A 26,395-nucleotide genomic window follows, 5' to 3' on the forward strand; every position below is an offset into this window, starting at 1 on the left:
AGGCGTATACAAAGTAACGAAAAAAAGGAGGGCCGGCGGGCAACGATTTTTCCACAACAGGGTGTCTTCTGTTTTTACCGGGCCCAGCTCTTGCCTGGTAATCCAGTTTCTGATATATTGTGTTGCCTAGCTTAATTTAATACACCATGAACCAACCTGTTAGCATATCGCCGGCCTTCCGCAAATCGGCCATAAAAGCGGTCCTTTCTATTGTGCTCTTTATTGCCTTCTACCTGCTGGTATTTGCCTGCACCATCGGCCTGATCCTGCTTTGCGGTTATTTTGCCGTAATGCTGGTTACCGAAAAGCTTTCGTTCATTACCCTGGTAGCGGCCGCAGGCCTGATCGGATTCAGCTTCCTGATCCTGGTATTCCAGGTCAAATTCCTTTTTAAAGAAAGTGTAACCGACCGTTCGGGTATGACCGAGATCAGCGCCGCCGAACAGCCCGAGCTCTTTGCCTGTATACAGGAGCTGGTAACTGCGGTCGGCACCCGGTTTCCCAAAAAGATCTATATCACGCAGGATGTAAATGCGTTCGTATTTTACGACTCCAGTATATGGAGTATGTTTTTCCCGGTAAAAAAGAACCTGGCTATCGGGCTTGGCCTGGTTAACACCGTAACGGTCACCGAGCTGAAAGCCATACTGGGTCATGAGTTCGGGCACTTTTCACAGCGCAGTATGAAGATCGGCAGTTATGTATACAATGTGAACAAAGTGATCTACAACATGCTGTTCGAAAACGACGGGTATGCCGATATGGTACGTGGCTGGTCGGGTATCCACAATCTCATTACCCTGTTCGTAATGGGCGCCGTAAGATTTGTGCAGGCCATCCAATGGGTGCTGTCGCGCATCTACCGCCTGATCAATATCCATCACCTCAGCCTGTCGCGGGCTATGGAGTTTCATGCCGATGCAGTAGCCGCTTCGGTAACGGGCAGCCGCCCCCTGATCACCTCGCTGCTGCGCCTCAACCTGGCCGAACATGCCTATACCCAGGTACTCAACTTTTATGGTCCACGCCTGAAAGACCGCATACATTCAGCTAATATTTATCCTGAGCAATGGCAGGTGATGCTCTTTGAAGCGCAGGAGAGCCGTATACCGCTGGTTGCGGGCTTCCCGGAGGTAACCCCCGAAGAGATGGGGCGCTTTAACCGCTCCAAACTGGTGATCAAAAACCAATGGGCCTCGCACCCGGAAACAGAAGAGCGCATAAGCCACCTGCAACAACTGGACCTGCCGGAGCGGGACAATAACCAGGCACCCGCCTGGACGCTGTTCCGGGATAAAGAGGCATTGCAGGAACTGCTGACCCGGCAACTATTCGCCCGTGCCGTGGCCGGGACCGGCGGTAGTGGCGGCGCTACCAGCCTCATGGACCTGCCCGCGTTTAGCGCGGCTTATGAAGAAGCGTACCGCGACAGTAATTTCCCTGCGCTGTACCATGGCTACTACGACCATCATAACCTGGCGCCATTTAACCTGGAAGCCGGCAGCAACCATAACCGCAGCACAGTGGTCTTCAACTCAGCACTGGGCGAACAGGCCGCCGCGGCCTATGCGCTGGAACAGGATCTGCAGGTATTGCGCCAGATCGCTACCGGGACAACTACGATAAAATATTTCGATTATGACGGTCGTAAGTATATGCAGGAAGAATGCAGCGCCCTGATCACAAAGCTGGAAGCAGACCTGGAGCTGGCAGCACAACAGTTGCACGAAACCGACCAGGCCGTGTACAGGATGCTGGCCGGCAAAGCCGCGGCAGAAGGCGGACTGGAAACGCTACAGCAAAAATACCGGAACCTCTTTAACCTGGAAGCAGGCTTCGAAGCGCTGAAAACCGCCTATGCCCATATGCGCCGCGATACGCAGTTTATGTTCGAAACCCTGGAGCCGCATCGCATCCGCCAACACTTGCAAGACCTGTACCAAACCGAGCTTTTGTTCCGTAAACAGGTACGGCTGATGTTGGACGGCCCCGAACACAAGGCTACCCTTACGCCCGAAGTACAAACCGACCTGGAAGCCTATATGGCCGGGCAACATGTTTACTTCGACGGCAGCAATTACGATGATGCCGGTACAAAGATCCTCTTCACTGCCATCAATCAATATGAATACCTGGTAGGCAACAGCTATTTCCGTAACAAGAAAGACCTGCTGGAATTCCAGGCACAACTGATCGCACAACCTGCCGGCCTTACTGGTGCGGCATAACCCGGATATGGCGGAATTCCTGGGGGGCGTTAAGAATCGAGCCTGCTGCTATGTTCCCCTGTTATTTATTCAAGGAAAATAAACAGGGAACACTTAAGCCATCCGGTATAGATAACTATACTACAATACAAGGTCCTGGCGGGTGAATGTGATCCCGTGAAATTCATTTTTTCCCGCAACGAGAAAATAAACCAGGACCAGATTAAAAAGGGAATACAAGGCACCTTTGATCTGCCCTCCGGCTTTTCTGTGCTTGATCCCATAAACCGGTCAAACGCTTTGCTACAGCATAAAAGCGGCCCGCCAGGATATCCAGGCGGGCCGCTTTCTATTTTCAACTGCAATTTCATTTATTTATTCATCGTAGCCAGGAACTCTTCATTGTTCTTGGTACCTCTCATCTGGTTCATCAGGAAGTTCATGGCTTCGTCGGTGTTCATGCCGCCGATATGGTTACGCAGCACCCACATTTTACCCACCACTTCTTTATCCAGCAACAGGTCGTCCCTGCGGGTAGAGGAGGAGGTAATGTCTATAGCCGGGAAGATGCGCCTGTTGGCCAGTTTGCGGTCCAGCTGCAATTCCATGTTACCGGTTCCTTTAAACTCTTCGAAGATCACCTCATCCATACGGGAGCCGGTATCGATCAGCGCAGTAGCCAGGATGGTGAGCGAGCCGCCGTTTTCGATCTTACGGGCGGCGCCGAAAAATTGTTTGGGTTTCTGCATGGCATTGGCTTCCACACCACCACTCAATACCTTGCCGCTTGCAGGGGCTACGGTATTGTGCGCACGGGCCAGGCGGGTAATGGAGTCGAGCAGGATCACCACATCGTGGCCAACCTCTACCAGGCGTTTGGCTTTTTGCAGGGCGATCTGCGATACTTTTACGTGTTTGTCTGCAGGCTCGTCGAATGTAGAAGCGATCACTTCCGCATTTACGCTGCGTTGCATATCGGTAACCTCTTCCGGGCGCTCGTCGATCAGCACGATCATCAGGTAACATTCCGGGTGATTGGCTGCGATAGCGTTGGCCACTTCTTTCAGCAACATGGTCTTACCTGTTTTAGGCTGGGCCACGATCAGGCCACGCTGTCCTTTACCGATCGGTGTGAACAGGTCCATGATACGGGTGCTGTAGTTATTGGCAGTAGAGCTGAGGTTCAGTCTTTCGTTGGGGAAAAGCGGCGTCAGGTAGTCGAAAGGCACGCGGTCGCGTATCTCTTCGGGCAGGCGTCCGTTAATATTTTCTACTTTAAGTAAGGCAAAGTATTTTTCTCCTTCTTTGGGCGGGCGCACATTACCGGTTACGGTATCGCCGGTTTTTAACCCGAAAAGTTTGATCTGCGATGGCGATACATAGATATCATCCGGCGAGCTCAGGTAATTATAGTCGCTGCTGCGCAGGAATCCGTAGCCGTCGGGCATCATTTCCAGTACGCCTTCGCCCGGTATAATACCGTCGAATTCGATATTGAAATTAGATTCGTTGTGTTGCTGGCGGTTAGGAGGGCGTTGTTGTTGCCTGTTGGCATTTAATTCCCGCTGGTTGATCGGAGCTTTTCTTTCCGGTTGCTGTGCCGGTTCTGCTTCGGGTTGTTTCTGCTGCGGGGCTTCTTCTTCGGGCGTTGGCGCCGTTTCGGTAATTACTGCTGGAGGGGTTATCGCTACCGGTTCTTCATCTTCGGGAGTATCAAAATCGGGAACATTGTCTTCTGCTTTTTTAGCCATATGGCTGTTTGCCTTTGCGACTCTTTCTTCACGTGTGGTTGTCGTCGGTTTTCTTTCGCGTTTGGCTCTTACCGGCTTTTCTTCTTTTACAGCGGCGGCTTCTGTTGCGGGCGCTGCTTCCGGTGCGGGTGGAACAATTTCTTTTTCTTTTGCAACCGGCTCTTCCTGTTCCTTTGGTTTTCTGCCTCTTTTCTTCTTCGGTTCTTCCTGGGGTGCTTCACCTGAAGCATTTACGGCCTGTTTGTCTAGTATCCGGTAAACCAGATCCTGTTTACCAATTTTCTTTGCATCAGCTATGCCAAGAGAATCGGCAATATCCAATAGTTCAGGAACGATCATATCGTTCAGTTGCGCAATGTCGTAAGCCATTAATTGGGGGAATTTACTGTAATGATGAGGGCCGTATCATCCTCGATTTGAAATATGGTTATTAAAAAATAAAAATATTCGAAATAAACGTGCCTATACCTATTCTTTTTGAGGGGAAACAGTATGCGGAGTTGTAGCTATCCAGCTAAAGGTGGGGAATTAGCGGCTTTGCCATGCAAGTTTACGACAGTTTTCTGACAATTAAAAAATTTTTTGAAAAAATAAGGACAAGTCCGAAAAATATTCCTATAGATATTTACTCCCCGCTTTCACCACATCTCTAACCTTTGTTCCCTAATTTTGCCGCTCATTCAAAGCAATGTAAAAATGACGCTTATCTATTGTTACGATGCCTGGTGTGGCTGGTGTTACGGGTTTAGCCCGGTGATGCGCGAGATCGAAGCCACATTCGCCGGCCGGCTCCAGGTAGAGGTTCTGAGCGGCGGTATGATACTGCCCGAAACACCACAGCCCATAGGCGCTACCGCAGGTTATATCCAGAAGGCATATAAAACGGTAGAAGAATATACCGGTATAAAATTCGGCGAAGACTATCTCTGGCATATCTTCAACCCCGAACAAAGCGATTGGTTTCCCGACTCCCGTAAGGCTGCCATTGCCCTCTCTATCATTAAGACCTATAACCCCGACAAGGCGCTGGCCTTTGCCTCCGACCTGCAACATGCCCTGCATGCCGAAGGCCGCGATCTTACCGACGACGAAGCGTATCGCCACCTGCTGCCTATATATGGCGTAGATGCAGAAACGTTTTACCACGACCTGCACAGCGAAGCCTTTGCCGAAAAGGCGAATTATGACTTCGCCCTGGTAAAACAGCTCCAGGTTAACAGCTTTCCTACCTTGCTGCTGCAGGCTTCGCCCAGCAAGTTTTACCTGGTAGCCAAAGGTTATACGCCTTACGAAACCGTAAAAGAGCGCCTGGACAATATTCTCCGGGAACTGGACAGCGAAGCGCAATAGGCACGGCCGGCGTACGAACCTGCAACAGGTTTCATGATCTGTTGCTCAGGATGACGTCAGTTAGCTGGCCATACCAGGCGTACAGCTTATCATTGATACTTCAAACACGCAAGGGATACGGGCGCCCGGAGGGGTTGCATGCAAGAGGGGCCGCAACAGATGCGGCCCCTCTTTATATTTTATACAAATCACTCCTGGCTTCGTTTACTGCGGCGCCGCCCATTTGTTCAGCTGCTTGATCGTTACGGCCATGTCTTTGGGCAGGGGTGCTTCGATCTCTATCCTTTCGCCGGCGGCACTCTTCATTACCAGCTTCGTAGCATGCAGGGCCAGCCTGCTGATCAGCGGCCTTTCGGCTTCTTCATTTTCCGACAGCTTGAATTTCTTTTTAATGGTAGAAAGCAACAACGAGCTCCCGTTGCCATAGAACGGATCGCCCACAATAGGATGGCCTAGGTGTTGCAGGTGCACCCTTATCTGGTGGGTACGTCCCGTATGGATGCGCAGCTTCAGCAAGGAGAATCCGTTCCATTTGTCCAGCACTTCATAATCGGTATGGGCAAAGCGGCCTTTCTTCTGGATGCTCATGCGGCCTTTATGATTCGGGTGTTCAGCTATCGGCGCTACAATGCTGCCCGATTGCTTTATGGGCCTGCCATGCACAATGGCGAGATAATATTTTTCTACATCACGCCCTTCGAACAGTCCGGATATATACTTATGGCTCTCTTCGTTGCGGGCAAAACAGATCACACCACTGGTATCTTTATCGAGGCGGTGTACGACAAATAATTTGTCGAAGTGTTTGGCCGCTTCATGATAAAGGCAGGGTATGGTATCGTTGTACCGGTCTGGTATACTCAGCAGGCCCGAGGGCTTGTTGTAGGCTACCAGGTCGTCATTTTTAAATATAACTTCTAATTTCATTGTTCTGTAAAATAGGCTTCGAGGCACTGCTGCTCCATATCGCGCATCAGCGCCTTGTCTTTGGCCGACTTGTCTTTAAAGCCGCAGAGGTGCAGTACCCCATGAAAGATAACCCGGTGCAGTTCTGTATTGTAGCTTACTTTAAACTTACCGGCGTTTTCGGCTACACGTTCTACGCTGATATAAATTTCGGAAACCAGCTCATCATCCGCAGCCGACAGGTCGAAGGTAATAATATCGGTAAGCGTATCGTGGTTCAGGAACTGCCGGTTCTTTTCCAGCAGGTATGCGTCGTCGCAAAAAATATAATTCAGATCGATTGTCTTAACGTCGAGATGCCGCGCTACAAGCGCTTTCAGAAAAGCGGAGAGCTTCCGTTTATCCTTTAACCCCGACTTTACGCTTTCTTCAAAATAATGGATCGCCATGTATACCAGGTGTTATGGATCTTTAAAAACCTTGACCTTTCATTTGCTTAAAGCCGCGGTAGATCCTGAAGATACCGTAAGCAGCCATTAATGCAGCGATGATATAGGAAAGCGCATCGCCGATATTGATCTGCTTGGCCTTTTGCATATAGATCACGGCAACAGAAATGATGATATAAATAACGCCCATAGACATACCCATAATACCACGGATATGATCGAATGACTTGCGCTGCCTGTTGTTATCTGGTCGGTAACTCATAGCTGAACTGAATTTTTAGGAACTGTAAAAGTACCTGCAAAGATTTAGTAAAAAAAATCCCGCTTTTTGCAAGCGGGATTCGGGAAGTATATCGGGAATAGCTTAGCCGATTGCAGCACGACGGAAAGTAGTAACCGTCAGACCGCCTTCGATGCCATTCAGGTAATCGGCAACAGAAACACCGTTGTCTTTTACGAAAGGCTGAGCCAGCAGGGTATTGTCTTTAAAGAATTTGTTCAGTTTACCGGCGGCAATTTTTTCAGCCATATCAGCTGGTTTACCTTCAGCAACGATCTGCTCGATAGCAATTGCTTTTTCGCGCTCGATCACTTCAGGAGCGATGCTGTCTGCATCAACACCCAGCGGGTTCATAGCAGCGATCTGCATGGCCACGTCGCGACCGGCAGCAACGATCTTCTCGCTCTCGGCTTTGTTCAGACCAACCAGTACACCGATACGGTAGTTACCGTGGATATAAGGAACAACGGCATCAGCATTTACCTGCTCGTAACGTACGATATCGATTTTTTCACCGATTTTGGCAACCATTTCCAGCAGTTTGTCGTTGATGGTAGCACCACTCAGCGGCAGGGCTTTCAGGGCCTCGATGTCGTTAGGCATATTGTGCAGGGCAGCTTCGGCGATATCGTTAGCGAAATCTACGAACTCCTGGTTTTTAGATACGAAATCTGTTTCAGCAGAGATCTGAACAATGATACCGTATTTAGCGTCAGGTGTTGCTTTAGCAACAGCTACACCTTCTTTTGCATCACGGTCGCTACGGTTAGCAGCAACTTTCTGACCTTTAAGACGCAGGTAGTCGATCGCTTTTTCAAAATCACCATCGCTTTCAGCCAAAGCCTTACGGCAATCCATCATACCAGCGCCTGTAATTTGGCGCAATTTGTTTACATCTGCAGCAGAGATAGTAACGCTCATTTTTATCTATTTTATGGAGTTATTTAAATATTTTTCGCCGTATAACTATCCGGATTCGGATTAGAAAACGAGCGCAAAGGTAAGCTTTTTATAAGAAAAAGCCTAATACTGCAATCAATAGCTTTTATTAATAATATAATTTTAATGTGCCCGGGCCGGCGCGACTTTTCGCGGTTACTGGCCCCTTCCCGGTTTATGCAAAAACCCCTCCTGTACAGGAAGGGTCTTGCGGATTTTACCGTTTATGGTCTAATTAAAATTCTGGTATTCAAACTGTGGATTGCCTTTTTTACCCTGGGCATCGTTAAAGCTTACAAAATGGATCTTCCACAATACATCTTTCTGATCTTTAACTACAAATACCGCTTTCGGATTAACCGTGTACTGGCTGGTATTGATATTAACCTGCTTCCAGTCGAAGCCGATCACATCGACATTGGGGTAGAGCGTGAAGCTTTCGGCATCGGCCTTGCTGAATGCGTTAAAATCGTAGCTCTTGGTGCTGTCGTCGCCGGCTACCGTTTTATAAGGATTCGTCAGCACACCGTTTACGGCATATAACATATCGGAGCCGTCGGGGTTATACTTATAATATACATGGCGGTAACGGGTAAAGAGAAAGTCCCAGTCGGTTTTGAGCGGCTCTACCTGTATCGCGCCTTTGGCAAAGGAATAATATACATGGTTATATTTATCGTCCTTGGTAAGCGTAACGGCAGTACCGGTTGTTGCGGCCAGGGGCGCTACCTGGAGTTTGTATTCCGTTGCGGAAGCCGAGGTAACCTGCACTTTATATAAATTGCCTTCCCCGTCGTTTACCACCAGCACTTCGCCTATATGTCCCTTGTCCTGCAGCAGGCCCAGGCCGCTGGCGCCGCTAAGGCCCGACGGATTATCATAAAGCCAGGCATTACCCGGTATCGTGTTCTTATCGATGGCGGCAGCGAAGTCCGTTTTACCCGAGGCATAGATCAGGGTGCCTTTGCCGCCGTTCATCCAGAGTTCGGAGTTTTCGGCGCCCGTGGTAAAAGCCAGGTCCCAGTCCCGGTATTTGTTCGACGCCACCTGCCCGCTGGTCAGGCTGAAGTATACCTGCGTTTCATAATCTTCGCCGATAGATACCTGGGCATTCAGGGCATTTCCTTTGGGGGGCACAGGATAGGCCTTCTCCTCTTTCTGGCAGGATGAAAAGAGCAGGGCGGCAGCTAATACGGTCAAAAGCCTGGGTAATATCGCTTTCATAGCTTGCAAATTTCCTACAAGCTGCTTTTATAATTGTCATGGAATTGTAAGGAAATGTGATGATTAGCGTTTAATAAACTTGAAAACACGGCTTCGAGGGCCACTGCTGAGCCGCAGGTAGTAGAGTCCGGCGGGCAGGTCGCCCACTTCGATCACGCTCAGCGCCGGGCTACCGGGCAGGGCAGGCGGGCATTTTACCATTTGGCCCGGTGTATTAAAGATCCTGAGCACCAGGGGCTCCCTGCTCTCGAAATCGGTCTGCAGCACCAGTTGGCTGCTTACAATATTGCCGCTAAGCAGCCGGGCAGCCGGGACAGGCGCCGGGGCGGCGGCGCCCAGCGGCAAGGCGGGGTAGGCCAGCTGCATCACTACCGGGGTATGATCGCTCATATTGTGCAGGTTGCGCCGCAAGGCAAAACTGTAGGGGCCGGTACAGGCCGTATCGTCGATACGCTGGTTGAAACAGTTACCGTTATTGCCAAAGGCCTTATATGAGCCATCCACATAATACAGCCGCGGCGAAGACCGGAAACTTTCAGACATCAGGATAAAGTCGAAGCGGTCGTCGAGGCCACCGGTAGCGCCACCGATGCCAAAACCCGCAGCCGACAGGCGGGTAGCCTGGGTATGGATGGCCGCAAAGGCGGGGTTATCGCTCCAGGCGCCGGGTTTATTCAGCGGATCGGTCATCCTTACCGGCCCCGTGGTATCAGTAAGGGTAAGGTAAGCCGGCTCGGTACCGTATAGGTTAAAATCGCCGGCGAGCAATACAGCACTGCCTGCGGGCAAGCCGGCCAGGGCCTTTTTAAAGGTGTCGGCCATGCCGGCCCGGAGCCTGCGGTTGACGCTGCCCGTGCCCGCCTTAAGGTGTGCCACGAAGACCTCGAACCTAACGGTATCGGCAAGATTGTTGCGCAGCCGGAAACTGTACCGGTTAATATCCCTTACCTGGGTTTGCAGGTAGGTTTGCGCGGTCAGTTCCAGCTTGGCCCGGTTATAGAACACCATTTGCTGCAGGGTATCCGTCGATTCGGAATGGTTGTACCAGAAGGGCGCCCGGGCAAAATCGCCGCGGCTGGTCTGCAGGGCAGAGTCCAGTATACGGTCGGCGCCGGCCTCCGATACCAGTTCGCATACCATAAACAGGTCGGGACGGTATACCTTAAAGATATCGGCCAGTATCATTTCTCTTTTTTCGGGCGGCGCTACCGGGAAGCGGTACAGGTTATAGAACATCAGGTTGAGCGTGTCCTGGGCTTGCGCCTGCAGGGCAACCAGCAGCAGGATCAGGATGAATTTATTTTTCATGTGATTTAATTTTTATAATTAAAAATACAATTAATTATATAAATAAATTATTTATTAAAAATAAACTTCGTATAATTCCCATACCGGAAAGGGGGGCGGGTATTGCAAACTGTAGTAAAAATTCCTATCTTTATGCGTGCGGGCTTTGTTTCCGGCAAATCGGTCATTCATGAAAAGAAATCTATCCTGTTTTTTAATGCTCCTGTTTTGTACTGCTGCGTACAGGTCGCAGGCACAGGGTTTGCATTTCTCCCAGTTTTACAATGCCCCCTTGCTCCTAAGCCCGGCCAATACGGCGCTGATGCCGGAGAGCGACTACCGGGTAGGCGCCAATTACCGCAATCAATGGTCTTCCATACCGGCTCCATTTACGACCATATCCGCTTTCGGCGATTTCCAGGCATTCCGCAACCAGAATAATACCAACTGGCTCGGTATCGGCGGCGCTTTCTTCAGCGACCGCGCCGGCAATGGCGACCTGGCGCTCACCAAGGTACAGTTATCCGCCGCCTACCATGTGCAGCTGGGTTCGTATAATATGTTGTCGGTGGGCCTGGGCGCAGCTTTTGTACAACGCAGCGTCGATTTTTCCAAACTTACATTTGATACCCAGTGGGATGGCTTTACCTTTAACCCGAGGTCGGCCAACGGGGAGAAATATGCGTTCCAGAAGACTTCGTATGCCGACATCTCGGCTGGCCTGAATTATGCCTACTTTCCTAACGAGAACCTTTATATCAAGGTAGGCGTAGGCCTGCTGCATATCAACCAGCCCAATGAGAGCTTTTACCGGCAGGACAATAAATTGGGTATGCGCCCAACGGCCAATGTGGATGTGTTATATAAATTAAGCGATACCTGGATCGCCGATATCTCCGGGTATTATACCCAGCAGAAAAGCGCTTCGGAGTTTGTGTTTGGCGGCATGTTTACCTGCAATGTAACCCCCAAGGAGCATCGCCCCAATATCTTTATCCTGGGCCTGTACTACCGCGCCAGCGATGCCATTATCCCGGTGGTCGGGTTTGAATGGAACAAAATACGCGTTACCGCATCGATGGATGCTACCACCAGCAACCTGAGTTCAGCGACGCGGGGTAGCGGCGCATTCGAGCTTTCCATTCTGTATCAGGGACTTTATCATTCCGGCTCCAAAAACAGGGATGCCTACAACTGCCCCCGGTTTTAACAAAAACTTTTGTACTTTAGTACCCGTATTTGCCCACGGTATAATACATTTGGAATCTTAATAAATATTTATGGAAGCTGAAAAAGCAAAAATCTTATTGGTTGAAGATGATACCAATCTGGGTCAGGTCCTCAAAAACTACTTAGAACTTCATGACTATATTGTGGAACTCTGCCGGGACGGTATTCTTGGTCTGGCTGCGTTTCGCAGGGAAAAATTTGATCTTTGCCTCCTCGATGTAATGATGCCGAATATGGATGGCTTTGCCCTGGCAGAGGAAATCCGGAATGCGGATCCCGATGTACCCCTGTTCTTCCTGTCTGCACGCAGTATGAAGGAAGACGTGATCAGCGGCTACAAACTCGGCGCCGACGATTATATTTCCAAACCATTCGACAGCGAAGTGCTGTTGCTGAAGATCAAAGCTATCCTGAAACGTAACCAGGAGATCCAGGAGAAAAATCCTTCGCAGATCGAGTTCGAGTTTGGCAGGTTCCATTTCAACAGCAAACTGCGCATCTTATCTATCGACGGCCGTCAGTATACGCTGTCGCCCAAGGAGAATGCCCTGCTGCAAATGCTCTGCGAATTCAAGAACGACCTGCTGCCACGCGACCAGGCGCTCAAGCGCATCTGGGGCAGCGATACCTATTTCAACGGCAGGAGCATGGATGTGTATATCGCCAAACTGAGAAAATACCTGAGCGACGACGAAAACGTAAGCATCGTCAATATTCATGGTAACGGTTTCCGCCTGCTGGTTCAGGGCGCATAATCGTAATACCGGCTATTTTTAAAAAGCTGCGGCAACACTCCTGTTGCCGCAGCTTTTTTATGTTATCAGGCTATCGCGGTAGGTGTTCGCCATCATGTATTTACATGTATTTATTTATCACTTCATCCTGCTAATCGTTCATTTTATGTAGGGTTTGCCATCTTTGGAATAAATTATACGGCAACGCTACCGGGTTATCCTACTTTTGTATTCTGCCGCCGAATATTAAGCCCCCGAATTCCATTAAAAGGCAGCAGTTGTTCTTTAAGGAACAACACAACCAGGTATTACTTAGCCCTATCAGGAGTCGCCACCCCATGGCTCCCGGGGAACATCAACATATTTTTTGCGCAAAAAAATGCGGGCTTTCCTTTGCTTTACCCAAAGAAAAAGAAACGAAGGACAGGAAGACACGTCTGCCACCTGGATAAACCGACGTACGCTGATATCACGGCCTCACAGCGTTTCCCTACAGGAAAAAGAGAGAGGTTACACCCATTTAAATCATAATTACGATGTTACAAACAATCAGCTTCGGCAAAACTCTGACTAAAAAACAAATGCAGGAAATTAAAGGTGGCGGTACATGCGCTGCCTATATGCCAAACGGTAACGCCAGCGGCGGTCCGGTTGCCACTTACAACGTTAGCATCAAAGAAGCCAAAGAAATGGCAAATGTACCTGGTGGTCACTGGTGTTGCGACAGCTGTGGTTCTGCTTCCTGGTACGGAATCTAATTCAGGCCACACAACTTGCTGTATACCTGAAACCCTGAAGACAGGCGGCTCCGCTGCCTGTCTTCTCTCCTGTTTCCGGCACCGGCCGGCACCTTTGACCCAAACGATGCCCCGCCTGCATCCCCTCTTTTTATGCAGTTGAACCCTAAATACCTGTTAACCCTGAGCCTGCTCTGCCTTACAGCACTCCTTACCTGCTGTAGTTCCGGCAGTGGGCAAAATACCCTTGCGGCTCATCGCGACAACGCCACACAAGCGTTTAAAGACACCGGCAACTATGCCGTTTATTTTATCAACGAATCCGACTTCGCCCAGGCCGGCTTCGTACGGCAACCGCTTTTCGCAGGCGCCTTCGAACCCAATTTATTTGTATCCAATAAAAAAGGCAACAACACCTTAAGGGTAAGCCTGGACAGCGAAACAGAATTGTTTTACTCCGGCGACTCCCATGTAAAATATTACCTGCAGGCCGGCGATACGCTGTACCTGCACAATAACCCGCAGCAACAACAGCGCGCGCCTTATGTACTGGAAAGCCGGCATGCGGCAAGGAATGCCGTTATCGGCTTTTACCAGCAGGCGCGGCAGGAAAGGCTGCCCCTGCTGTATGCCGAGATGAGCAACCAACTGAATGGCTTTATCGATAAAAAGAAAATGAACAACTTCGCCGCGCTTCAGGCAGTATACACGCAAAGCCTGGCCTTTGCGGATACGTACTTCAGCAAACATAAACCGGAAGCCGGTTTTGACGATTTTATAAAAAACGATCTGCGTTTTGATCATTACTGCAAAGTGTTCAGCTATGCCCCCGAAAAGCAGATCGACTCCCTGGTACGCCATCATTACTTTTCATTCGATGCCGATGCCGGCAGCCTTTTCTTTAAGGCCGAAAGCGCCTACCAGGGCGCCCTGTACAGTTACCTGATGTACACCCTCCGGAAAAAGAATGGAACCGCCGACCCGGCTTTATCCCTGGTGCTGCATACCGCCGATTCGCTGTACGCCCCGGAAGCCGCAGCGCTAATCAAATTTATCTACCTGCGCAATAATATAAACCGGCTGTATCCCGCACAGGACAAGGAATTGCGCCAGGCAATAACCGCACTGGGCCAGCGGCCTTTTGCCCGCATCTTATCGGATAAAATAGCACAGATCGGGTATAGCAGTGTAAATGCCAATAAAGTGGTTGCGCCCGATGGCCAGACGTATACCCTCGATCATATCATCAAAGCCAATACCGGCAAGGTATTGTACCTCGACCTCTGGGCCAGTTGGTGCGTGCCCTGCCAGCAAGCCTTTGCACAATACCCCTCGCTTTTTGCAGCGGTCGATACCAGCAAAGTCCGTTTCGTACTGCTCTCCATCGATCAATCGAAGGAAGCCTGGATCAAGGCGGTGGCCCGGAACAAGCTGCCGTCCCATGTGCAGCATTACCTGTTGGTAAACCCAGACAAAGCAGTATTGAAATCGATGGATGCCCTTACTATACCCCGTTACAAGATTTATGATAAAACCGGCCGCATCAGCAACAACGACGCACCCGGCCCCGGCGACCAGGAATTGCCGGCTTTATTAAAAGACCTGATTAAAAAATAAGGACCTGTGAATGTATTCTATAAATTCCTGGCGTTAAAAGAGATTCCGTTTAACCGCCGTACCGCCCGCGATTTTTTCGACACGCACCCCTATCACCCCAGCATACTGAGCTTGAGCGACCTGCTCGATACCTTTAAAACGGAAAATGCAGCAGTGGAAGTGGAAGAAGAAAACCTGCCGCTGGTGCCGCTTCCCTTTATTGCCAAAACCAGTTCGAAAGAAGGTGATTTTGCGCTGGTAACGGCGCTGAACGGCGACAGGATTACCTACATGAATGAAAAAGGCAAGTGGCCTACCACTTCGCTCAGCGAGTTTAAAAAGCAGTTTACCGGTGTCGTATTGATCGCCGAAAAGGGGGCTGCCTCGGGTGAGGAAAACTATGAACTGCGCAGGAAAGCCCAGCGGTATAACCGCCTGGGACAACTCCTGCTGGGAGCGCTGCTGCTGCTTATGCTCTGCGGTTTGTTCCTGACCTATACCTGGCCTTATGCGCCGGTTTCCGCTATGCTGCTGTTCCTGCTTAAGCTGGCCGGCCTGGGGGTATCCTTGTTATTGCTGGTACAAAGCTTCGATGCGCAAAATCCATTACTGCGCCGCCTGTGCAGCAGCTCTTCCGGTAATGGCTGCAACCATGTGCTGAGTTCGGCCGGCAGCAGTATCCTGGGCGGACGCCTGTCCTGGAGCGAGGTTGGCTTCTTTTATTTCGGCAGTACCCTCATCAGCCTGTCGGTAAACGGCGGGTCCAACGGTTTTGCCCTGTTGCTTTGGCTTACTATCGCCTGCCTGCCCTATAGCTTTTATTCCCTGTGGTACCAACGTTATGTAGCCCGCTCCTGGTGCCGCCTTTGCCTGGCGGTGCAGGGAATTTTCTGGCTTGAGTTTTTGGCCGGCATGCTATCGCCCACCGCCTACACAGCCGTACCCACGCCCAAGGATATCCTGATCACCGCCGGTATTACGGGTGCTGTTATTGCCATATGGTTGCTGATCCGGCCGCTGATTAAACGCTCGGCGCAGGTCAATAGCCTGATGCAGGTGTCTAATAAATTTAAGAAGAACGATTTTGTATTCCACACTTTACTGCAGCAGGAAGCGCAGGTGGAGGTATTGCCGGCGGCGCCTTTTATCATGGGTAGTCCCGATGCCCCTTTTGAAATTACCATCGTGTCCAACCCCTTTTGCCAGCCCTGCCGGCAGGCGCACCAGGAAATCAAAAAGCTGTTGGATGCCAGCCCCGGCAAGTTAAAGGTGTCCGTTATTTTTAATGCCACCGGCAATGATACCGACCCGAGAGACCAGGTGATTCAAAGCCTGATGGCTGTTTACCTGGAGCATGGGCCCCTGCCGTTTAAAGCCCTGCTGGACGACTGGTATGCCGCCGAGCGCCGCGAGGTGAGCGACTGGTTACAAAAGCAAGGCCCCGTAAAGCGCAGCGAAGCACTGCAAAGCCGGCTGAAGGCCCAGATTGAATGGTGTTTCTTTAACCGGGTTAGCCATACGCCGGCAATTTATATCAATGGTTATAAAGCCATAGCTGAATATGAGCTGGCCGATTTAAACAATTTTATCCGGACATCCTGAAGCCGGCGCTGATTTTTTACCGCCCATAAAAACGGGGGAGCAAACGCATGTGTTTGCTCCCCCGTTTCCGTGCCGGCAGTACCGGTTATATTTTTTATTTACAGGTTTTGTAAGGCATCCCGTACGCCGGCCTGGGTAGTCAGGGCCGGTGTATAATTGAGCGACATGCCATTGGTTACCGTAATATTCTTTTGCACGTCCATATAATAACTGTTGTTTTTGGCACTGATAATTACAATATGGATCGAGGAGCCCACCGGGATAAAATAACCGGGCATACCGAAACTGAAAGTATGGGTGGTGGTGTTATACGTATACATGGAAGCTACTGAGTTGATGGCCGGGAACACTACGAATACCTGGGTATTGTTCCGGTTGAAGGTGCTGTCGGTGGCCACCAGCGATACATCGGTCTTGGTTCCGGGGCTATTGTAGAAATAGTCGCAGTTGATCCAGTTAAAGCTGGTGCAGGTATCGAAAGCGTAGAAGAACAGGTTTTCGGAAGCCGTATCTTTTACCGTATTCCGTACCGTGCCGGAGGTATCGTTGCCCCAGATAATGGTCGGATCTTCGGCCGAGAGCGGCGCACCTTTAAAGAGGGCCATCGGGTTACCCGAATAGGCAGGCTGCTTAAATTCGATTTTATAGCTGTTGGCCTGCACTTCGTTATTGCCCTGGGTTGCCTTGATGTGCACCGAGCCGCCGCTGGTCAGCAGTTGCGTGGGGGTAACGGTATTTACCCGGTTGGCGATCATCTCGTTGGGCTTATATATTTCCACCAGTTCTATTTTTATGGTGCCGGATGTAATAATGGCGCCGGAAGCATCTTTAAAAGATTGCGGGCGGAAAGTGATCCGGGTGCCGGAGGCGCCGGTAATGGTCTGTGTCTGGCCGGCGCTCACCATAAACACCTGGGGTGTGGTAGCCAGGTTTTCAAACAATTTTTTCAGGGTAAAGATCTGGCTGTTACTGCCCAGCGAGGCATCGTCTTTGCTGCAGCCCAGCAATCCGGCAACAAGGGTCAACAGTAATAAGGGGGCAAGTAGCTTTTTCGTGCTCATAATTTCGCTTTTGTCGTTAATGTAATATGACCCGGCCTCTGAAAGGTTGCGGGCTGTGTGTTGATTATAAAGATAGACGAAAAAAAGATGTGGCCCCAGGGGCTAAGGTCCCTAAATAAATCATAAAGAAGCCCTGCGCCCGGAATCCGGTTCCCGGCCTGTATTTTCGTGTATTTACCGGCTGCCGGGGCCCGCCTGCCGATTAAGCATTTTTTTAACGGCTTACAAATTACGGAAAAACTTATTTTCGTTAGTAAATTTCTCCACCATGATCGGACTGATTATAGTCATTGCAGTGATCATACTGCTTGTTTTCTGGCTTATAGGTTTATACAATAAGCTGGTACGTTTTAAGAACAACCGCGAGAATGCCTTTGCGGATATCGATGTGCAACTGCGCCAGCGCAACGACCTGGTACCGCAGCTGGTATCGACGGTTAAGGGTTATGCCACGCACGAACGCGAGCTGCTCGAAAGGATAACCCAGGCCCGTTCGGCGGTAATGAACGCCGGTACTGTTAACGATAAAATGGCCGCAGATACCCAACTTACCCAGGCCCTGCAGGGACTTCGAGTAAGCGTGGAAGCTTATCCCGACCTGAAAGCCAATACCAATTTCCTGCAGCTGCAGGGCGAGATATCGGATATCGAAAATAAACTGGCGGCAGCCCGCCGGTATTTTAACGGCGCCACACGCGAACTGAACAGCGCTGTAGAGTCTTTCCCGGCCAATATGATCGCGAAAAACTTCGGCTTTAGCCGTCAGCCCATGTATGAGCTCAGCGCCGAACAGCGTACCACGATGGAAGAACCGCCGCGGATCAATTTCTAAAAAATATTTTTTGTAACCGGGCAGCAGGCATCAGCAGGGCTGCCCGGCTTATTATTGCTCGTTTTATGGCTTATGTAGGTATCCAGACCCAGATCCTCCGCAACAACCGGAACACGACCTTGTTGCTGCTGGCTTTCCCGGTATTGCTGCTGGCAATGGTGTATGTATTTCTTTATTTTATCAACAAGGACAAAACCCAGGTAGGCCCTGCATTTGTTACAGCGGTACCCTTTGTACTGGCCGGCACGGCCATCTGGTTTGCGATCGCCTACTTTTCGCATACCAGCCTTATCCGTATGGCCACGGGAGCGCAGCCGCTCGAGCGCAGGGAGCACATGCGGGTCTATAACCTGGTGGAGAATCTCTGCATCTCGCAGGGCATGCCCATGCCCAAGGTATACCTTATCGAAGACGATTCGCTCAATGCCTATGCCAGCGGTATCAACGAGGCCAGTTATGCCGTTACCCTGTCGAGAGGCATTATCAACAAGATGAACGATGCCGAGCTGGAGGGCGTAATCGCCCATGAGCTTACCCATATCCGCAACAGGGATGTGCGCCTGCTTATCATCTCGATCGTGTTCGTGGGTATATTCGCCTTCCTGGCGCAGATCGCGATGCGCAATCTTTTTTATGCCGGCGGCCGCCGCCGCGACAAGGAAGACAACAGCGGCGTTATTATTATTGTGGCCATCGCGGTTACGGCCATCGCCTACCTCATTTCCCTGTTGCTGCGTTTCGGCATTTCGCGCCGGCGCGAATACATGGCCGATGCCGGCGCCGCCGAAATGACGCGTAACCCGCTGGCCCTGGCCAGTGCCCTGCGCAAGATCTCCGAAGACCCGTACATAGAGGCGGTACGCAACCAGGACGTGGCCCAGCTGTTTATCGACCACCCCAGTGCAGAGGATAAAAGTTCCTTTTCGCTGGAATCGCTTTTTGCCACGCACCCGCCGATCGACAAACGCATAAAAGCCCTGGAAGCCTTCTGATAGCCGGGGGGTAGCAACCGGGGCACACGCGAATAATCGTTACCTTGCAGGCGAAAAAACCAATACACATGAACCGCAACTTCGTTATATGCGGCCTGCTTACGGCCGGCCTGGCCTGTGCCACGCCCCGGCTGCAGGCCAGGGACAAAGACCTGTTTATCGGCGTAAAGGGAGGTATCAGTATACCCAGCCTGCGGGCCGGCGAGAGCCAGAATGACTGGAATAAAAATTACGAATCGCGCGTGGGCCCTTATTTCGGGGCATTTGCCGAGATCCCCGTATCGCGTTATTTTTCCTTCCAGCCGGAAATAAACTATGCCGCACAGGGAGGCAAACGCAGAGGCATACAACCCATGACGATACCAGCCGAGTACCTGTCGGTATTCCAGCAGGTATTCGGTACCGACAAGGACTATCTCTATGCCACGCTCAATAATGTATCCCGGATCAATTACCTGCAGGTACCGCTGCTGCTCAAGTTCAGCTACCCCGTAGCACTCCGGGGCAGGCTGAAGGTGTTTGCCCAGGCCGGTCCCTATGCGGGCTACCTGGTGGCGGCCAAACAGATCGTAAAAAGCAATAACCTGCGGGTATACTTCGATGGCGACGGCAACAAGGAAATACCGCAATCGCTGGTCGCCCAGTTTTTCGGCACCACGATCGATACCGCTATTGCCGCCCGCAGCGACCTGCACCAGTTTAACTTCGGCCTGCAGGGTGCAGCCGGCATCTCGTACGACAAGGGCCGCAGCCGGTTCTTTGTAGAGGGCGGCGGCAACTACGGCCTGTTGTATATCCAGAAGGGCGATGAGCATGGCAAAAACAATATCGGCGGCGCTACTATCCTGGCCGGGTATGCCTACAACATCAGGAAGAAGAAAGCCTGATAAACCGGCAAGAGCCGGGGCCCGGCGATCCGGGCAAATTGCGTTACTTTTGTATGCTTATCTTTTTTATCCCCTCATTTTAATTTATGTCAGCTCCCATACTTATTAAGAATGCAACACTGGTAAACGAAGGCAGAAAATGGAATGCCGATGTTTACATCCGTAACGGCAGGATCGAGCAGATCGCCGGCCAGATCAATCCCGAAGGCAGTTTTACCGAGATCGATGCCACCGGCAAATGGCTGTTGCCCGGTATTATCGACGACCAGGTACACTTTCGCGAACCCGGGCTTACCCATAAAGCGACCATAGGATCGGAAGCCATGGCAGCCGTGGCAGGCGGCGTTACCTCCTTTATGGAAATGCCCAATACCAATCCCCCGGCCACTACACAGGAGTTGCTGGAACAGAAATACGACCGCGCAGCGGCTACCTCGGTAGCCAACTACTCGTTCTTTATGGGCGTAGCCAACGACAACGTGGAAGAGGTGTTAAAGACCAATGCGAAGAAGAAAGACGTATGTGGCATCAAGATCTTTATGGGCAGCAGCACCGGCAATATGCTGGTCGATAACTATGTTACACTCAACAAGATTTTTTCGGAAACCGAAATGCTGATCGCCACGCATTGCGAAGACGAACGCGTGATCAAAGCCAATAAGGAACTGTATCCCGATGCGGACAACGCTTCTTTCCACCCGCTGATCCGTAATGAAGAAGCCTGTTTCGAATCTTCTTTCTCCGCGGTACAGTTGGCCAAGCAACACGATACCCGCCTGCACATTCTCCATATCTCTACGGAAAGAGAGCTGCAGTTGTTTACCAATATGCTGCCCCTGAAAGACAAGCGGATTACCTGCGAGGTATGTGTGCACCACCTGCACTTTACCGCCGACGACTACGCCGAACTGGGCAACCTGATCAAATGCAACCCGGCCATTAAAGCGCCGCACCACAAAGAGGCCTTATGGAAAGCCCTGCTCGACGACCGGCTCGATATTATTGCCACGGACCATGCCCCGCATACCTGGGAAGAAAAGCTGAAACCCTTTGCCGAGGCGCCATCGGGACTGCCCCTGGTACAACACTCGCTGCAAATGATGCTGCACTATGTACAGGAAGGCCGGATCAGTATCGAAAAGGTGGTAGAAAAAATGTGCCATGCACCTGCCGAATGTTTTAACCTGGAAGAGCGCGGTTATATCCGCGAAGGTTATTGGGCCGACCTCGTGCTGGTAGCACCGCAGGAGATCTATACGGTAGACAAGAGCAATATCCTTTACAAATGCGGCTGGTCGCCACTGGAAGGCAAACAATTGCCGGGCTCGATATCGCATACCCTGGTAAACGGTACCGTGGTATTCGAAAACGGCAGGGTAAACGAAGCCCACCGCGGTATGCGCCTGCAGTTCAAGGCTTAAATGACCCCCGCTTAAATTTATAAAGTATCCTCCCGGAAACGCTACGGCTCCCTGCCGCAACCGTTTCCGGGTTTGTTGTTTACCGGCCAGAGCAGCCCATTACCCCAAAGAGATACCACATGCATTTTATACCCAGCACCCCGGCCGATATGCCACAGATCTTTGCGCTGTACGACAGCGCCATTGCCTACCAGAAGACCAAATTCAAACGGCACTGGCAGCCCTTCGACCCGGCACTTATAAGCCGCGAGATCGCCGAGGGCCGCCAGTGGAAAATTATGATAGACGGGCATATTGCCTGCATCTTTGCCATAGCGTTCGAAGACCCGTTTATCTGGGGCGAGCGGGGCAGCGATCCCGCGGTGTACCTGCACCGTATCGTTACCCGTCCCGGCTTTAAGGGCAATAACTATGTGCGGTCGATCATTGCATGGGCCAAAGTTTTTTGTGCCGGCAGGGGCCTGCGATATATACGCATGGATACCTGGGGCGACAACCAGGAGCTTATCGACTATTACACGCAATGCGGCTTTAACTTCCTGGGCCGTATCACGCCACAGGCTACCGACAGCCTGCCCAGCCATTATGCAGGCATTACGCTCAGCCTGTTCGAAATACCCGTGTGATTACAATAAAAAAAGGACCGCTGCCTGGGCAGGGTCCCCGATTCCGTTACCGGTATATCTTTACAGGCTATAAGCCTCTTCTTTTCATTTCTTTTTTGATCAGGCCCAGTTCCCGGCCGGTCTGCCCGGCTACCGAAGTATTTTCCTGTGCGCGGCGCATCAGGTAAGGGATCACATCCTTAACAGGACCGTAAGGCAGGTATTTGGAAACATGAAAACCGGCATCGGCCAGGTTAAAGGTAATATTGTCGCTCATGCCAAAAAGCTGGGAGAAATACAAGTGGTCGTTTTGCGGTGCAATACCTTTTTGCTGCATCAGGGCAGCGGCTTTAAAACAGCTGTCCTCGTTATGCGTACCGATAAACAGGGCAATGGTGTCGAGGTGGTCGATGCAGTAAGCGGCGGCGCTGTCGTAATCGCGGTCGGTGCTTGCTTTATCGGGTTGTATAGGCGATGGGTAACCCATTTCTGCCGCACGTTTGCGCTCTTTTTCCATATAAGCGCCTCTTACGATTTTAGCGCCCAGTATATATCCTTTTTCGAGGGCCAGCTGGTGGGATTGTTTGAGGAAGGCGAGGCGGTCGTGGCGGTACATCTGGAAGGTGTTGAATACCACGATGGCGTTGCGGTTATATTTGTCCATCATGGTATCGCTCAGGTCGTCTACAGGTTGCTGTATCCAGCTCTCTTCGGCGTCTACCAGGATCATGATGCGGCAACGGGCGGCGGTTCCGCATATCTTGTCGATACGCTGTTCTACCCGTTTCCATTCGGCCTGCTCTGCTTCGCTCAGCGGCGTTTGGGCATGTACTTTTTCCAGCAGGGCAAAACGGGCAAAGCCGGTAATTTTTATGGGAATGAATGGTATATTTTTTTGCGTGGCCGCGTATTCGATCGCTTTGATAAATTCCGGTACGGCATGGTCGAATTCGGCTTCTTCATCTTTGCCTTCCACGCTATAGTCGAGCGCTACGCCTACATTGTATTTGCCCAGTACAGCTGCGGTACCGGCCGCCTCTTCTATCGTTTCGCCGCCGCAAAACTGGCTGAATATGGTTTTTTTGATCATACCCTTTACGGGCAGGCCCCAGCTCATGGCCAGCTGGGTAAACTTCATACCCGTTTTTGAAAGGAACGGGGAGCTCATGGAAGAAAAGAGAAAATGGGCGCGCTTCAGCTCTTTATTATCGCGGTAGCGGAAAGCGATCTCTGTATTATCGAACGACAATGCCATAGGAATGTTGCAAAAAAATTGTTGGCAAAGATAGTGCGGATTCCGCTCTTTTACCGAAAAAAGAAAGTTCCGCCGGGTGCGGCGGAACTTTTCCTGTTATGGTTTTGCTGCCGGACGCTTAGCCGGGGCCGGCCCCGTGGCCGTTGGCTTTGCCGGGTATAAAATGGCATCCAGTTGGTTGCCCTGGTCAAACAGTTGGGTAGCGGCCTCTTTAATCGCCGTCACGGTCTGCGCGGCTATTACAGATTCCGCATTCAGGAACCGTTCTTTGCTGCGGTTCCAGAAGAGTATGCCCTCCAGGCGGGAAGCCCAGTAACTGTTGTCCTGCCGCTTTTCCTTTAGCTTTTCTGTTTGCGCCAGTTTTACCTTATCCAGGTCTTTCTGCGAAGGTCCTTTGCTTTTAAGCTCGTTTATTTCGCGGGCCGCCTCTTTCAGTATTGCATCCACGCTTTCGGGGCCGCAGGGAAACTGGCCCTGGATGGAATAATGGGCATAAGGATACTGGTCCATGCCGCCGCTGTAGCCGCCGCTATAGATCAGGCCCAGCTTTTCCCGCATCACTTCGTCCACTTTAATGGAGAGCAGGTCGCCGATCAGTTCCGTACGCAGCGCCATATCATAGCTATACGGTATTTCGCCGCTGTAAAAGGAGAGCACCAGGCTTTTCTGTTCCTGTCCGCGGTAAAAAGCGAACCGGTTTTTGCCTTTGATTTCGCGCAGGCCATTGTCCTTAAATGCAGGCTGCGTGCCTTTAACCGGCAGGCTGGCTATGTATTGCTCCAGCAGTGGCCGGATATCGCCCTTTACATTACCCACGATAAAGAAATGGAAACCGTCGGCATTACTGAATTCCTGTTTATAGATGTCCAGTACGCGGTCTATATTGATCTGCTCAATATCTGCCACGGTCGGTATCATAACCGGGGCGCGCGGATCGTTGTTGTACATCACCTTGCCCAGGGTATCGATAAAGGCCAGCTGCGGGTTACTGCCAGCAAACTGCAGGCGGGTTTTCATGGTTGCGGCAAAACCGCTGAAGAGCGCTTCGTCGCGACGTGGCTCGGTAAGCTGCAGGTAGACGAGTTGCAGCAGGCTTTCGAAATCTTTTACGGTCGACGATCCGGCCAATTCGGTGCTGATGTCCTTCATAGCGGGCAACAAGCCTACCGCCTTGCCGGCCAGTGCGTCGGATATAGCGGTGGGTGTAAACCTGCCGTACCCCATAGCCTCCACTACATCAGGCAGGAAGTTTACGTTCGACCGGTCTGCGGGTCCGTAATTATTGGTACCTCCTTTTTTAACGGCCGTCAATATGATTTCGTCGGTTTTAAAATCGGTGGGCTTTACAGTAACCTTTACCCCATTGCTCAGGGTATAGGTTGTTGCGCCCAGTTCCTTATCGCTGGTTTCGGAAACGATCTTACCCGGCGCCGGCGCTTTTTCCAGCAGGTCTTTCAGGATTGTTTTTTCGGCATTGGCGCTTACTTCCTGGTCCAGGGCGGCATTTACATGCTCTAGCAATTCCTTGTCGGAAGGCACCTGCGTCTCAGCATTATCGGGCGCGGTGATCAGGGCAAAGTAATGCTCCAGGGCCGCTTTGCCAAGCCAGGCGCCGGCTTCGGCATTTACCTCGGCTACTGTAATGCCGGGCAGCAGTTGTTTGCAATAGTTGTACTCGTTTTCGATACCGGGTATAGGCTCGCCGGTCAGGAAATTGGCGATATATTCCTCTACCAGGTCGGAAGAGGCCGTGGTATTCCGTTCGTTAAACGCCTTTTCGGCGCCGCTCAGCATATTATTTTTACCGATCTCCAGTTCCTGGTTATTAAAGCCGTAGCGACCCGCCTTTACCAGTTCGGCCACCGCAGCCGTAATCGCAGTCTGCATGCTATTGGTTGGGATAGCCACCAGGTTCAGGTTTTCGTAGCCGCGCGCTTCGCCGCCGATATAGACGCCTGCCCCGCCAAATGGCGGATTTGCATTTTGGGTAAGCTCCTGGTACCTGCGGTTAAGCGCAGTTATAAACAAGTTGCGTACGAGCATCTGGCGGTAGTCGCCCAGGGTTTTGTGCCCGGGTTCTTTACGTGCCGGGAATACCAGCTGGAAGCGGGAGCTGGTGGCCTCCTTATCGGTTACCACCATCGCCGAGGCTTTGGTATAGGGTTGTACTTCGAACTGTTTGCGTTCCCGCGGTTGTGCCGGGTTTTTAATAGCGGCAAAGTGTTTTTCGATCTGGGCTTTGGCCTCCGCCACGTTCACATCGCCCACTACGATCACGGCCATCAGGTCGGGCCGGTACCAGTCGCGGTAAAAGCTGCGTATGGTTTCCGGTTTAAAGGTCTTCAGTATCTCTTCTTTACCGGCAGGAAGCCTGTCGGCATAACGCGAACCGGCGAGTAGTTGGGGCAGGTATTTTTTCTGCATGCGTTCCTGGGCATTTTTGCCCCGGGCCCGCAACTCTTCCAGCACCACATTACGTTCGCCGTTGATATCCGCTTCGGTGATCAATGCGTTATGCGCCCAGTCTTCGAGTATCTGGAAACCGTGCTCCAGGTTACCGGTCTTGTCGGTAGGTATGGGCAGGATATAAATGGTTTCGTCGAAACCCGTAGAGGCATTCAGGTCGGCCCCGAATGCCACACCGATAGACTGCAGGAAATCGATGAGTTTATTTTTAGGATAATTGCGGGTGCCGTTAAACTCCATATGCTCCATAAAGTGGGCCAATCCCTGCTGGTCGTCGTTTTCGAGAATAGAGCCTGCGTTAAGCACCAGGCGCAGTTCGGCCTTTTTTTCCGGCTTGCTGTTCGGCCGGATGTAGTAGGTAAGGCCATTGGCCAGTTTACCGGTTATTACTTTAGCATCTACCGGCACTGCCTCCTGCATCTTGCCGGCATCCTGGGCATAAAGTGCCGAATTGCGCCCGGGAGCCACGGTCAACAGGGCCGCCAGGACGATTATTGAAAACCTGCGTTTCAACATAAACGATATGGATTATAATATTTTGATGAAAATAGCGAATTAGCATGGTTTACCGGCTTAGCATACGG

The 26,395-nt window shown here is 51.2% G+C and carries 22 protein-coding genes; 12 read left to right on the top strand and 10 right to left on the bottom strand.

What is annotated here, in order from left to right; genetic code table 11:
• The first annotated feature begins 146 nt into the window (after window positions 1-146).
• A complete protein-coding gene (locus tag B0I18_RS02125) occupies window positions 147-2,228 on the top strand; it encodes a M48 family metallopeptidase (RefSeq protein WP_106520992.1) in 2,082 nt (693 codons plus the stop codon).
• A gap of 350 nt (window positions 2,229-2,578) precedes the next feature.
• Here the strand turns inward: B0I18_RS02125 and rho are convergent, their stop codons facing one another.
• Window positions 2,579-4,327 (bottom strand): transcription termination factor Rho, encoded by a 1,749-nt coding sequence (gene rho, locus B0I18_RS02130; RefSeq protein WP_106520993.1) that lies wholly within the window; start codon window positions 4,325-4,327, stop codon window positions 2,579-2,581.
• 327 nt (window positions 4,328-4,654) lie between these two features.
• On the opposite strand from rho, the gene B0I18_RS02135 reads away from it, so the two are divergent.
• Window positions 4,655-5,308 (top strand): DsbA family protein, encoded by a 654-nt coding sequence (locus B0I18_RS02135; RefSeq protein WP_106520994.1) that lies wholly within the window; start codon window positions 4,655-4,657, stop codon window positions 5,306-5,308.
• A gap of 204 nt (window positions 5,309-5,512) precedes the next feature.
• On the opposite strand, the gene B0I18_RS02140 is transcribed toward B0I18_RS02135, so the two are convergent.
• The 6 genes from B0I18_RS02140 to B0I18_RS02165 all read right to left on the bottom strand — a co-directional run bounded on the left by B0I18_RS02140 (window position 5,513) and on the right by B0I18_RS02165 (window position 10,414).
• Window positions 5,513-6,235 carry an RluA family pseudouridine synthase gene (locus B0I18_RS02140; RefSeq protein WP_106520995.1) on the bottom strand — a complete coding sequence of 241 codons (723 nt, stop codon included), beginning with the start codon at window positions 6,233-6,235 and terminating at the stop codon, window positions 5,513-5,515.
• Window positions 6,232-6,663, bottom strand: coding sequence for an rRNA maturation RNase YbeY (gene ybeY, locus B0I18_RS02145; protein ID WP_106520996.1), 432 nt, complete (start codon window positions 6,661-6,663; stop codon window positions 6,232-6,234). The genes B0I18_RS02140 and ybeY overlap by 4 nt, the downstream gene beginning before the upstream one ends.
• Window positions 6,664-6,685: 22 nt before the next feature.
• On the bottom strand, window positions 6,686-6,925 hold the full coding sequence (locus tag B0I18_RS02150; RefSeq protein ID WP_106520997.1) for a hypothetical protein: 240 nt from the start codon (window positions 6,923-6,925) through the stop codon (window positions 6,686-6,688).
• A gap of 102 nt (window positions 6,926-7,027) precedes the next feature.
• The gene (gene tsf, locus B0I18_RS02155; protein ID WP_106520998.1) at window positions 7,028-7,864 is read right to left on the bottom strand and encodes a translation elongation factor Ts; all 837 of its coding nucleotides are present in this window, start codon (window positions 7,862-7,864) and stop codon (window positions 7,028-7,030) included.
• Window positions 7,865-8,113: 249 nt separating this feature from the next.
• A complete protein-coding gene (locus tag B0I18_RS02160; protein ID WP_106520999.1) occupies window positions 8,114-9,106 on the bottom strand; it encodes an HmuY family protein in 993 nt (330 codons plus the stop codon).
• 63 nt (window positions 9,107-9,169) lie between these two features.
• On the bottom strand, window positions 9,170-10,414 hold the full coding sequence (locus B0I18_RS02165; protein ID WP_106521000.1) for a hypothetical protein: 1,245 nt from the start codon (window positions 10,412-10,414) through the stop codon (window positions 9,170-9,172).
• Between the two features lie 169 nt (window positions 10,415-10,583).
• Here B0I18_RS02165 and B0I18_RS02170 point away from each other — a divergent pair, with 169 nt between their 5' ends.
• The 5 genes from B0I18_RS02170 to B0I18_RS02190 all read left to right on the top strand — a co-directional run bounded on the left by B0I18_RS02170 (window position 10,584) and on the right by B0I18_RS02190 (window position 16,292).
• Complete coding sequence (locus B0I18_RS02170) at window positions 10,584-11,603, top strand: PorP/SprF family type IX secretion system membrane protein (protein ID WP_106521001.1); 1,020 nt, start codon at window positions 10,584-10,586, stop codon at window positions 11,601-11,603.
• A 70-nt stretch (window positions 11,604-11,673) separates the two neighbouring features.
• On the top strand, window positions 11,674-12,378 hold the full coding sequence (locus tag B0I18_RS02175; RefSeq protein WP_106521002.1) for a response regulator transcription factor: 705 nt from the start codon (window positions 11,674-11,676) through the stop codon (window positions 12,376-12,378).
• 515 nt (window positions 12,379-12,893) lie between these two features.
• Entirely contained in the window at window positions 12,894-13,115 is a 222-nt protein-coding gene (locus B0I18_RS02180; RefSeq protein WP_106521003.1) for a bacteriocin, read from the top strand.
• Between the two features lie 132 nt (window positions 13,116-13,247).
• Window positions 13,248-14,711, top strand: coding sequence for a TlpA family protein disulfide reductase (locus B0I18_RS02185; protein WP_106521004.1), 1,464 nt, complete (start codon window positions 13,248-13,250; stop codon window positions 14,709-14,711).
• A 6-nt stretch (window positions 14,712-14,717) separates the two neighbouring features.
• Window positions 14,718-16,292 (top strand): vitamin K epoxide reductase family protein, encoded by a 1,575-nt coding sequence (locus tag B0I18_RS02190; RefSeq protein WP_106521005.1) that lies wholly within the window; start codon window positions 14,718-14,720, stop codon window positions 16,290-16,292.
• 98 nt (window positions 16,293-16,390) lie between these two features.
• Here the strand turns inward: B0I18_RS02190 and B0I18_RS02195 are convergent, their stop codons facing one another.
• Window positions 16,391-17,353: a hypothetical protein gene (locus tag B0I18_RS02195; RefSeq protein ID WP_106521006.1), complete on the bottom strand. Its 963-nt coding sequence runs from the start codon at window positions 17,351-17,353 to the stop codon at window positions 16,391-16,393.
• Between the two features lie 268 nt (window positions 17,354-17,621).
• Between B0I18_RS02195 and B0I18_RS02200 the strand changes: the two genes are divergently transcribed.
• The 5 genes from B0I18_RS02200 to B0I18_RS02220 all read left to right on the top strand — a co-directional run bounded on the left by B0I18_RS02200 (window position 17,622) and on the right by B0I18_RS02220 (window position 22,111).
• Window positions 17,622-18,185 (top strand): LemA family protein, encoded by a 564-nt coding sequence (locus B0I18_RS02200; RefSeq protein ID WP_106521007.1) that lies wholly within the window; start codon window positions 17,622-17,624, stop codon window positions 18,183-18,185.
• Window positions 18,186-18,250: 65 nt separating this feature from the next.
• Complete coding sequence (locus B0I18_RS02205) at window positions 18,251-19,177, top strand: M48 family metallopeptidase (protein ID WP_106521008.1); 927 nt, start codon at window positions 18,251-18,253, stop codon at window positions 19,175-19,177.
• 68 nt (window positions 19,178-19,245) lie between these two features.
• Window positions 19,246-20,064: a porin family protein gene (locus tag B0I18_RS02210; protein WP_106521009.1), complete on the top strand. Its 819-nt coding sequence runs from the start codon at window positions 19,246-19,248 to the stop codon at window positions 20,062-20,064.
• 86 nt (window positions 20,065-20,150) lie between these two features.
• On the top strand, window positions 20,151-21,485 hold the full coding sequence (locus tag B0I18_RS02215) for a dihydroorotase (protein ID WP_106521010.1): 1,335 nt from the start codon (window positions 20,151-20,153) through the stop codon (window positions 21,483-21,485).
• Window positions 21,486-21,604: 119 nt separating this feature from the next.
• The gene (locus tag B0I18_RS02220; RefSeq protein ID WP_106521011.1) at window positions 21,605-22,111 is read left to right on the top strand and encodes a GNAT family N-acetyltransferase; all 507 of its coding nucleotides are present in this window, start codon (window positions 21,605-21,607) and stop codon (window positions 22,109-22,111) included.
• Between the two features lie 67 nt (window positions 22,112-22,178).
• Here the strand turns inward: B0I18_RS02220 and B0I18_RS02225 are convergent, their stop codons facing one another.
• On the bottom strand, window positions 22,179-23,345 hold the full coding sequence (locus tag B0I18_RS02225; RefSeq protein WP_106521012.1) for a proline dehydrogenase family protein: 1,167 nt from the start codon (window positions 23,343-23,345) through the stop codon (window positions 22,179-22,181).
• A 96-nt stretch (window positions 23,346-23,441) separates the two neighbouring features.
• The gene (locus tag B0I18_RS02230) at window positions 23,442-26,327 is read right to left on the bottom strand and encodes a M16 family metallopeptidase (RefSeq protein ID WP_106521013.1); all 2,886 of its coding nucleotides are present in this window, start codon (window positions 26,325-26,327) and stop codon (window positions 23,442-23,444) included.
• Window positions 26,328-26,395 lie beyond the last annotated feature (68 nt).

The organism is Taibaiella chishuiensis (assembly GCF_003014535.1).
In the GTDB taxonomy this organism is placed as follows: domain Bacteria; phylum Bacteroidota; class Bacteroidia; order Chitinophagales; family Chitinophagaceae; genus Taibaiella; species Taibaiella chishuiensis.

Excerpts from the sequence above, each read along its gene's own strand:
- B0I18_RS02125 (WP_106520992.1), top strand. The coding sequence starts at position 147 with ATGAACCAACCTGTTAGCATATCGCCGGCCTTCCGCAAATCGGCCATA.
- rho (WP_106520993.1), bottom strand. The coding sequence starts at position 4,327 with ATGGCTTACGACATTGCGCAACTGAACGATATGATCGTTCCTGAACTA.
- B0I18_RS02135 (WP_106520994.1), top strand. The coding sequence starts at position 4,655 with ATGACGCTTATCTATTGTTACGATGCCTGGTGTGGCTGGTGTTACGGG.
- B0I18_RS02140 (WP_106520995.1), bottom strand. The coding sequence starts at position 6,235 with ATGAAATTAGAAGTTATATTTAAAAATGACGACCTGGTAGCCTACAAC.
- ybeY (WP_106520996.1), bottom strand. The coding sequence starts at position 6,663 with ATGGCGATCCATTATTTTGAAGAAAGCGTAAAGTCGGGGTTAAAGGAT.
- B0I18_RS02150 (WP_106520997.1), bottom strand. The coding sequence starts at position 6,925 with ATGAGTTACCGACCAGATAACAACAGGCAGCGCAAGTCATTCGATCAT.
- tsf (WP_106520998.1), bottom strand. The coding sequence starts at position 7,864 with ATGAGCGTTACTATCTCTGCTGCAGATGTAAACAAATTGCGCCAAATT.
- B0I18_RS02160 (WP_106520999.1), bottom strand. The coding sequence starts at position 9,106 with ATGAAAGCGATATTACCCAGGCTTTTGACCGTATTAGCTGCCGCCCTG.
- B0I18_RS02165 (WP_106521000.1), bottom strand. The coding sequence starts at position 10,414 with ATGAAAAATAAATTCATCCTGATCCTGCTGCTGGTTGCCCTGCAGGCG.
- B0I18_RS02170 (WP_106521001.1), top strand. The coding sequence starts at position 10,584 with ATGAAAAGAAATCTATCCTGTTTTTTAATGCTCCTGTTTTGTACTGCT.
- B0I18_RS02175 (WP_106521002.1), top strand. The coding sequence starts at position 11,674 with ATGGAAGCTGAAAAAGCAAAAATCTTATTGGTTGAAGATGATACCAAT.
- B0I18_RS02180 (WP_106521003.1), top strand. The coding sequence starts at position 12,894 with ATGTTACAAACAATCAGCTTCGGCAAAACTCTGACTAAAAAACAAATG.
- B0I18_RS02185 (WP_106521004.1), top strand. The coding sequence starts at position 13,248 with ATGCAGTTGAACCCTAAATACCTGTTAACCCTGAGCCTGCTCTGCCTT.
- B0I18_RS02195 (WP_106521006.1), bottom strand. The coding sequence starts at position 17,353 with ATGAGCACGAAAAAGCTACTTGCCCCCTTATTACTGTTGACCCTTGTT.
- B0I18_RS02200 (WP_106521007.1), top strand. The coding sequence starts at position 17,622 with ATGATCGGACTGATTATAGTCATTGCAGTGATCATACTGCTTGTTTTC.
- B0I18_RS02205 (WP_106521008.1), top strand. The coding sequence starts at position 18,251 with ATGGCTTATGTAGGTATCCAGACCCAGATCCTCCGCAACAACCGGAAC.
- B0I18_RS02210 (WP_106521009.1), top strand. The coding sequence starts at position 19,246 with ATGAACCGCAACTTCGTTATATGCGGCCTGCTTACGGCCGGCCTGGCC.
- B0I18_RS02215 (WP_106521010.1), top strand. The coding sequence starts at position 20,151 with ATGTCAGCTCCCATACTTATTAAGAATGCAACACTGGTAAACGAAGGC.
- B0I18_RS02220 (WP_106521011.1), top strand. The coding sequence starts at position 21,605 with ATGCATTTTATACCCAGCACCCCGGCCGATATGCCACAGATCTTTGCG.
- B0I18_RS02225 (WP_106521012.1), bottom strand. The coding sequence starts at position 23,345 with ATGGCATTGTCGTTCGATAATACAGAGATCGCTTTCCGCTACCGCGAT.
- B0I18_RS02230 (WP_106521013.1), bottom strand. The coding sequence starts at position 26,327 with ATGTTGAAACGCAGGTTTTCAATAATCGTCCTGGCGGCCCTGTTGACC.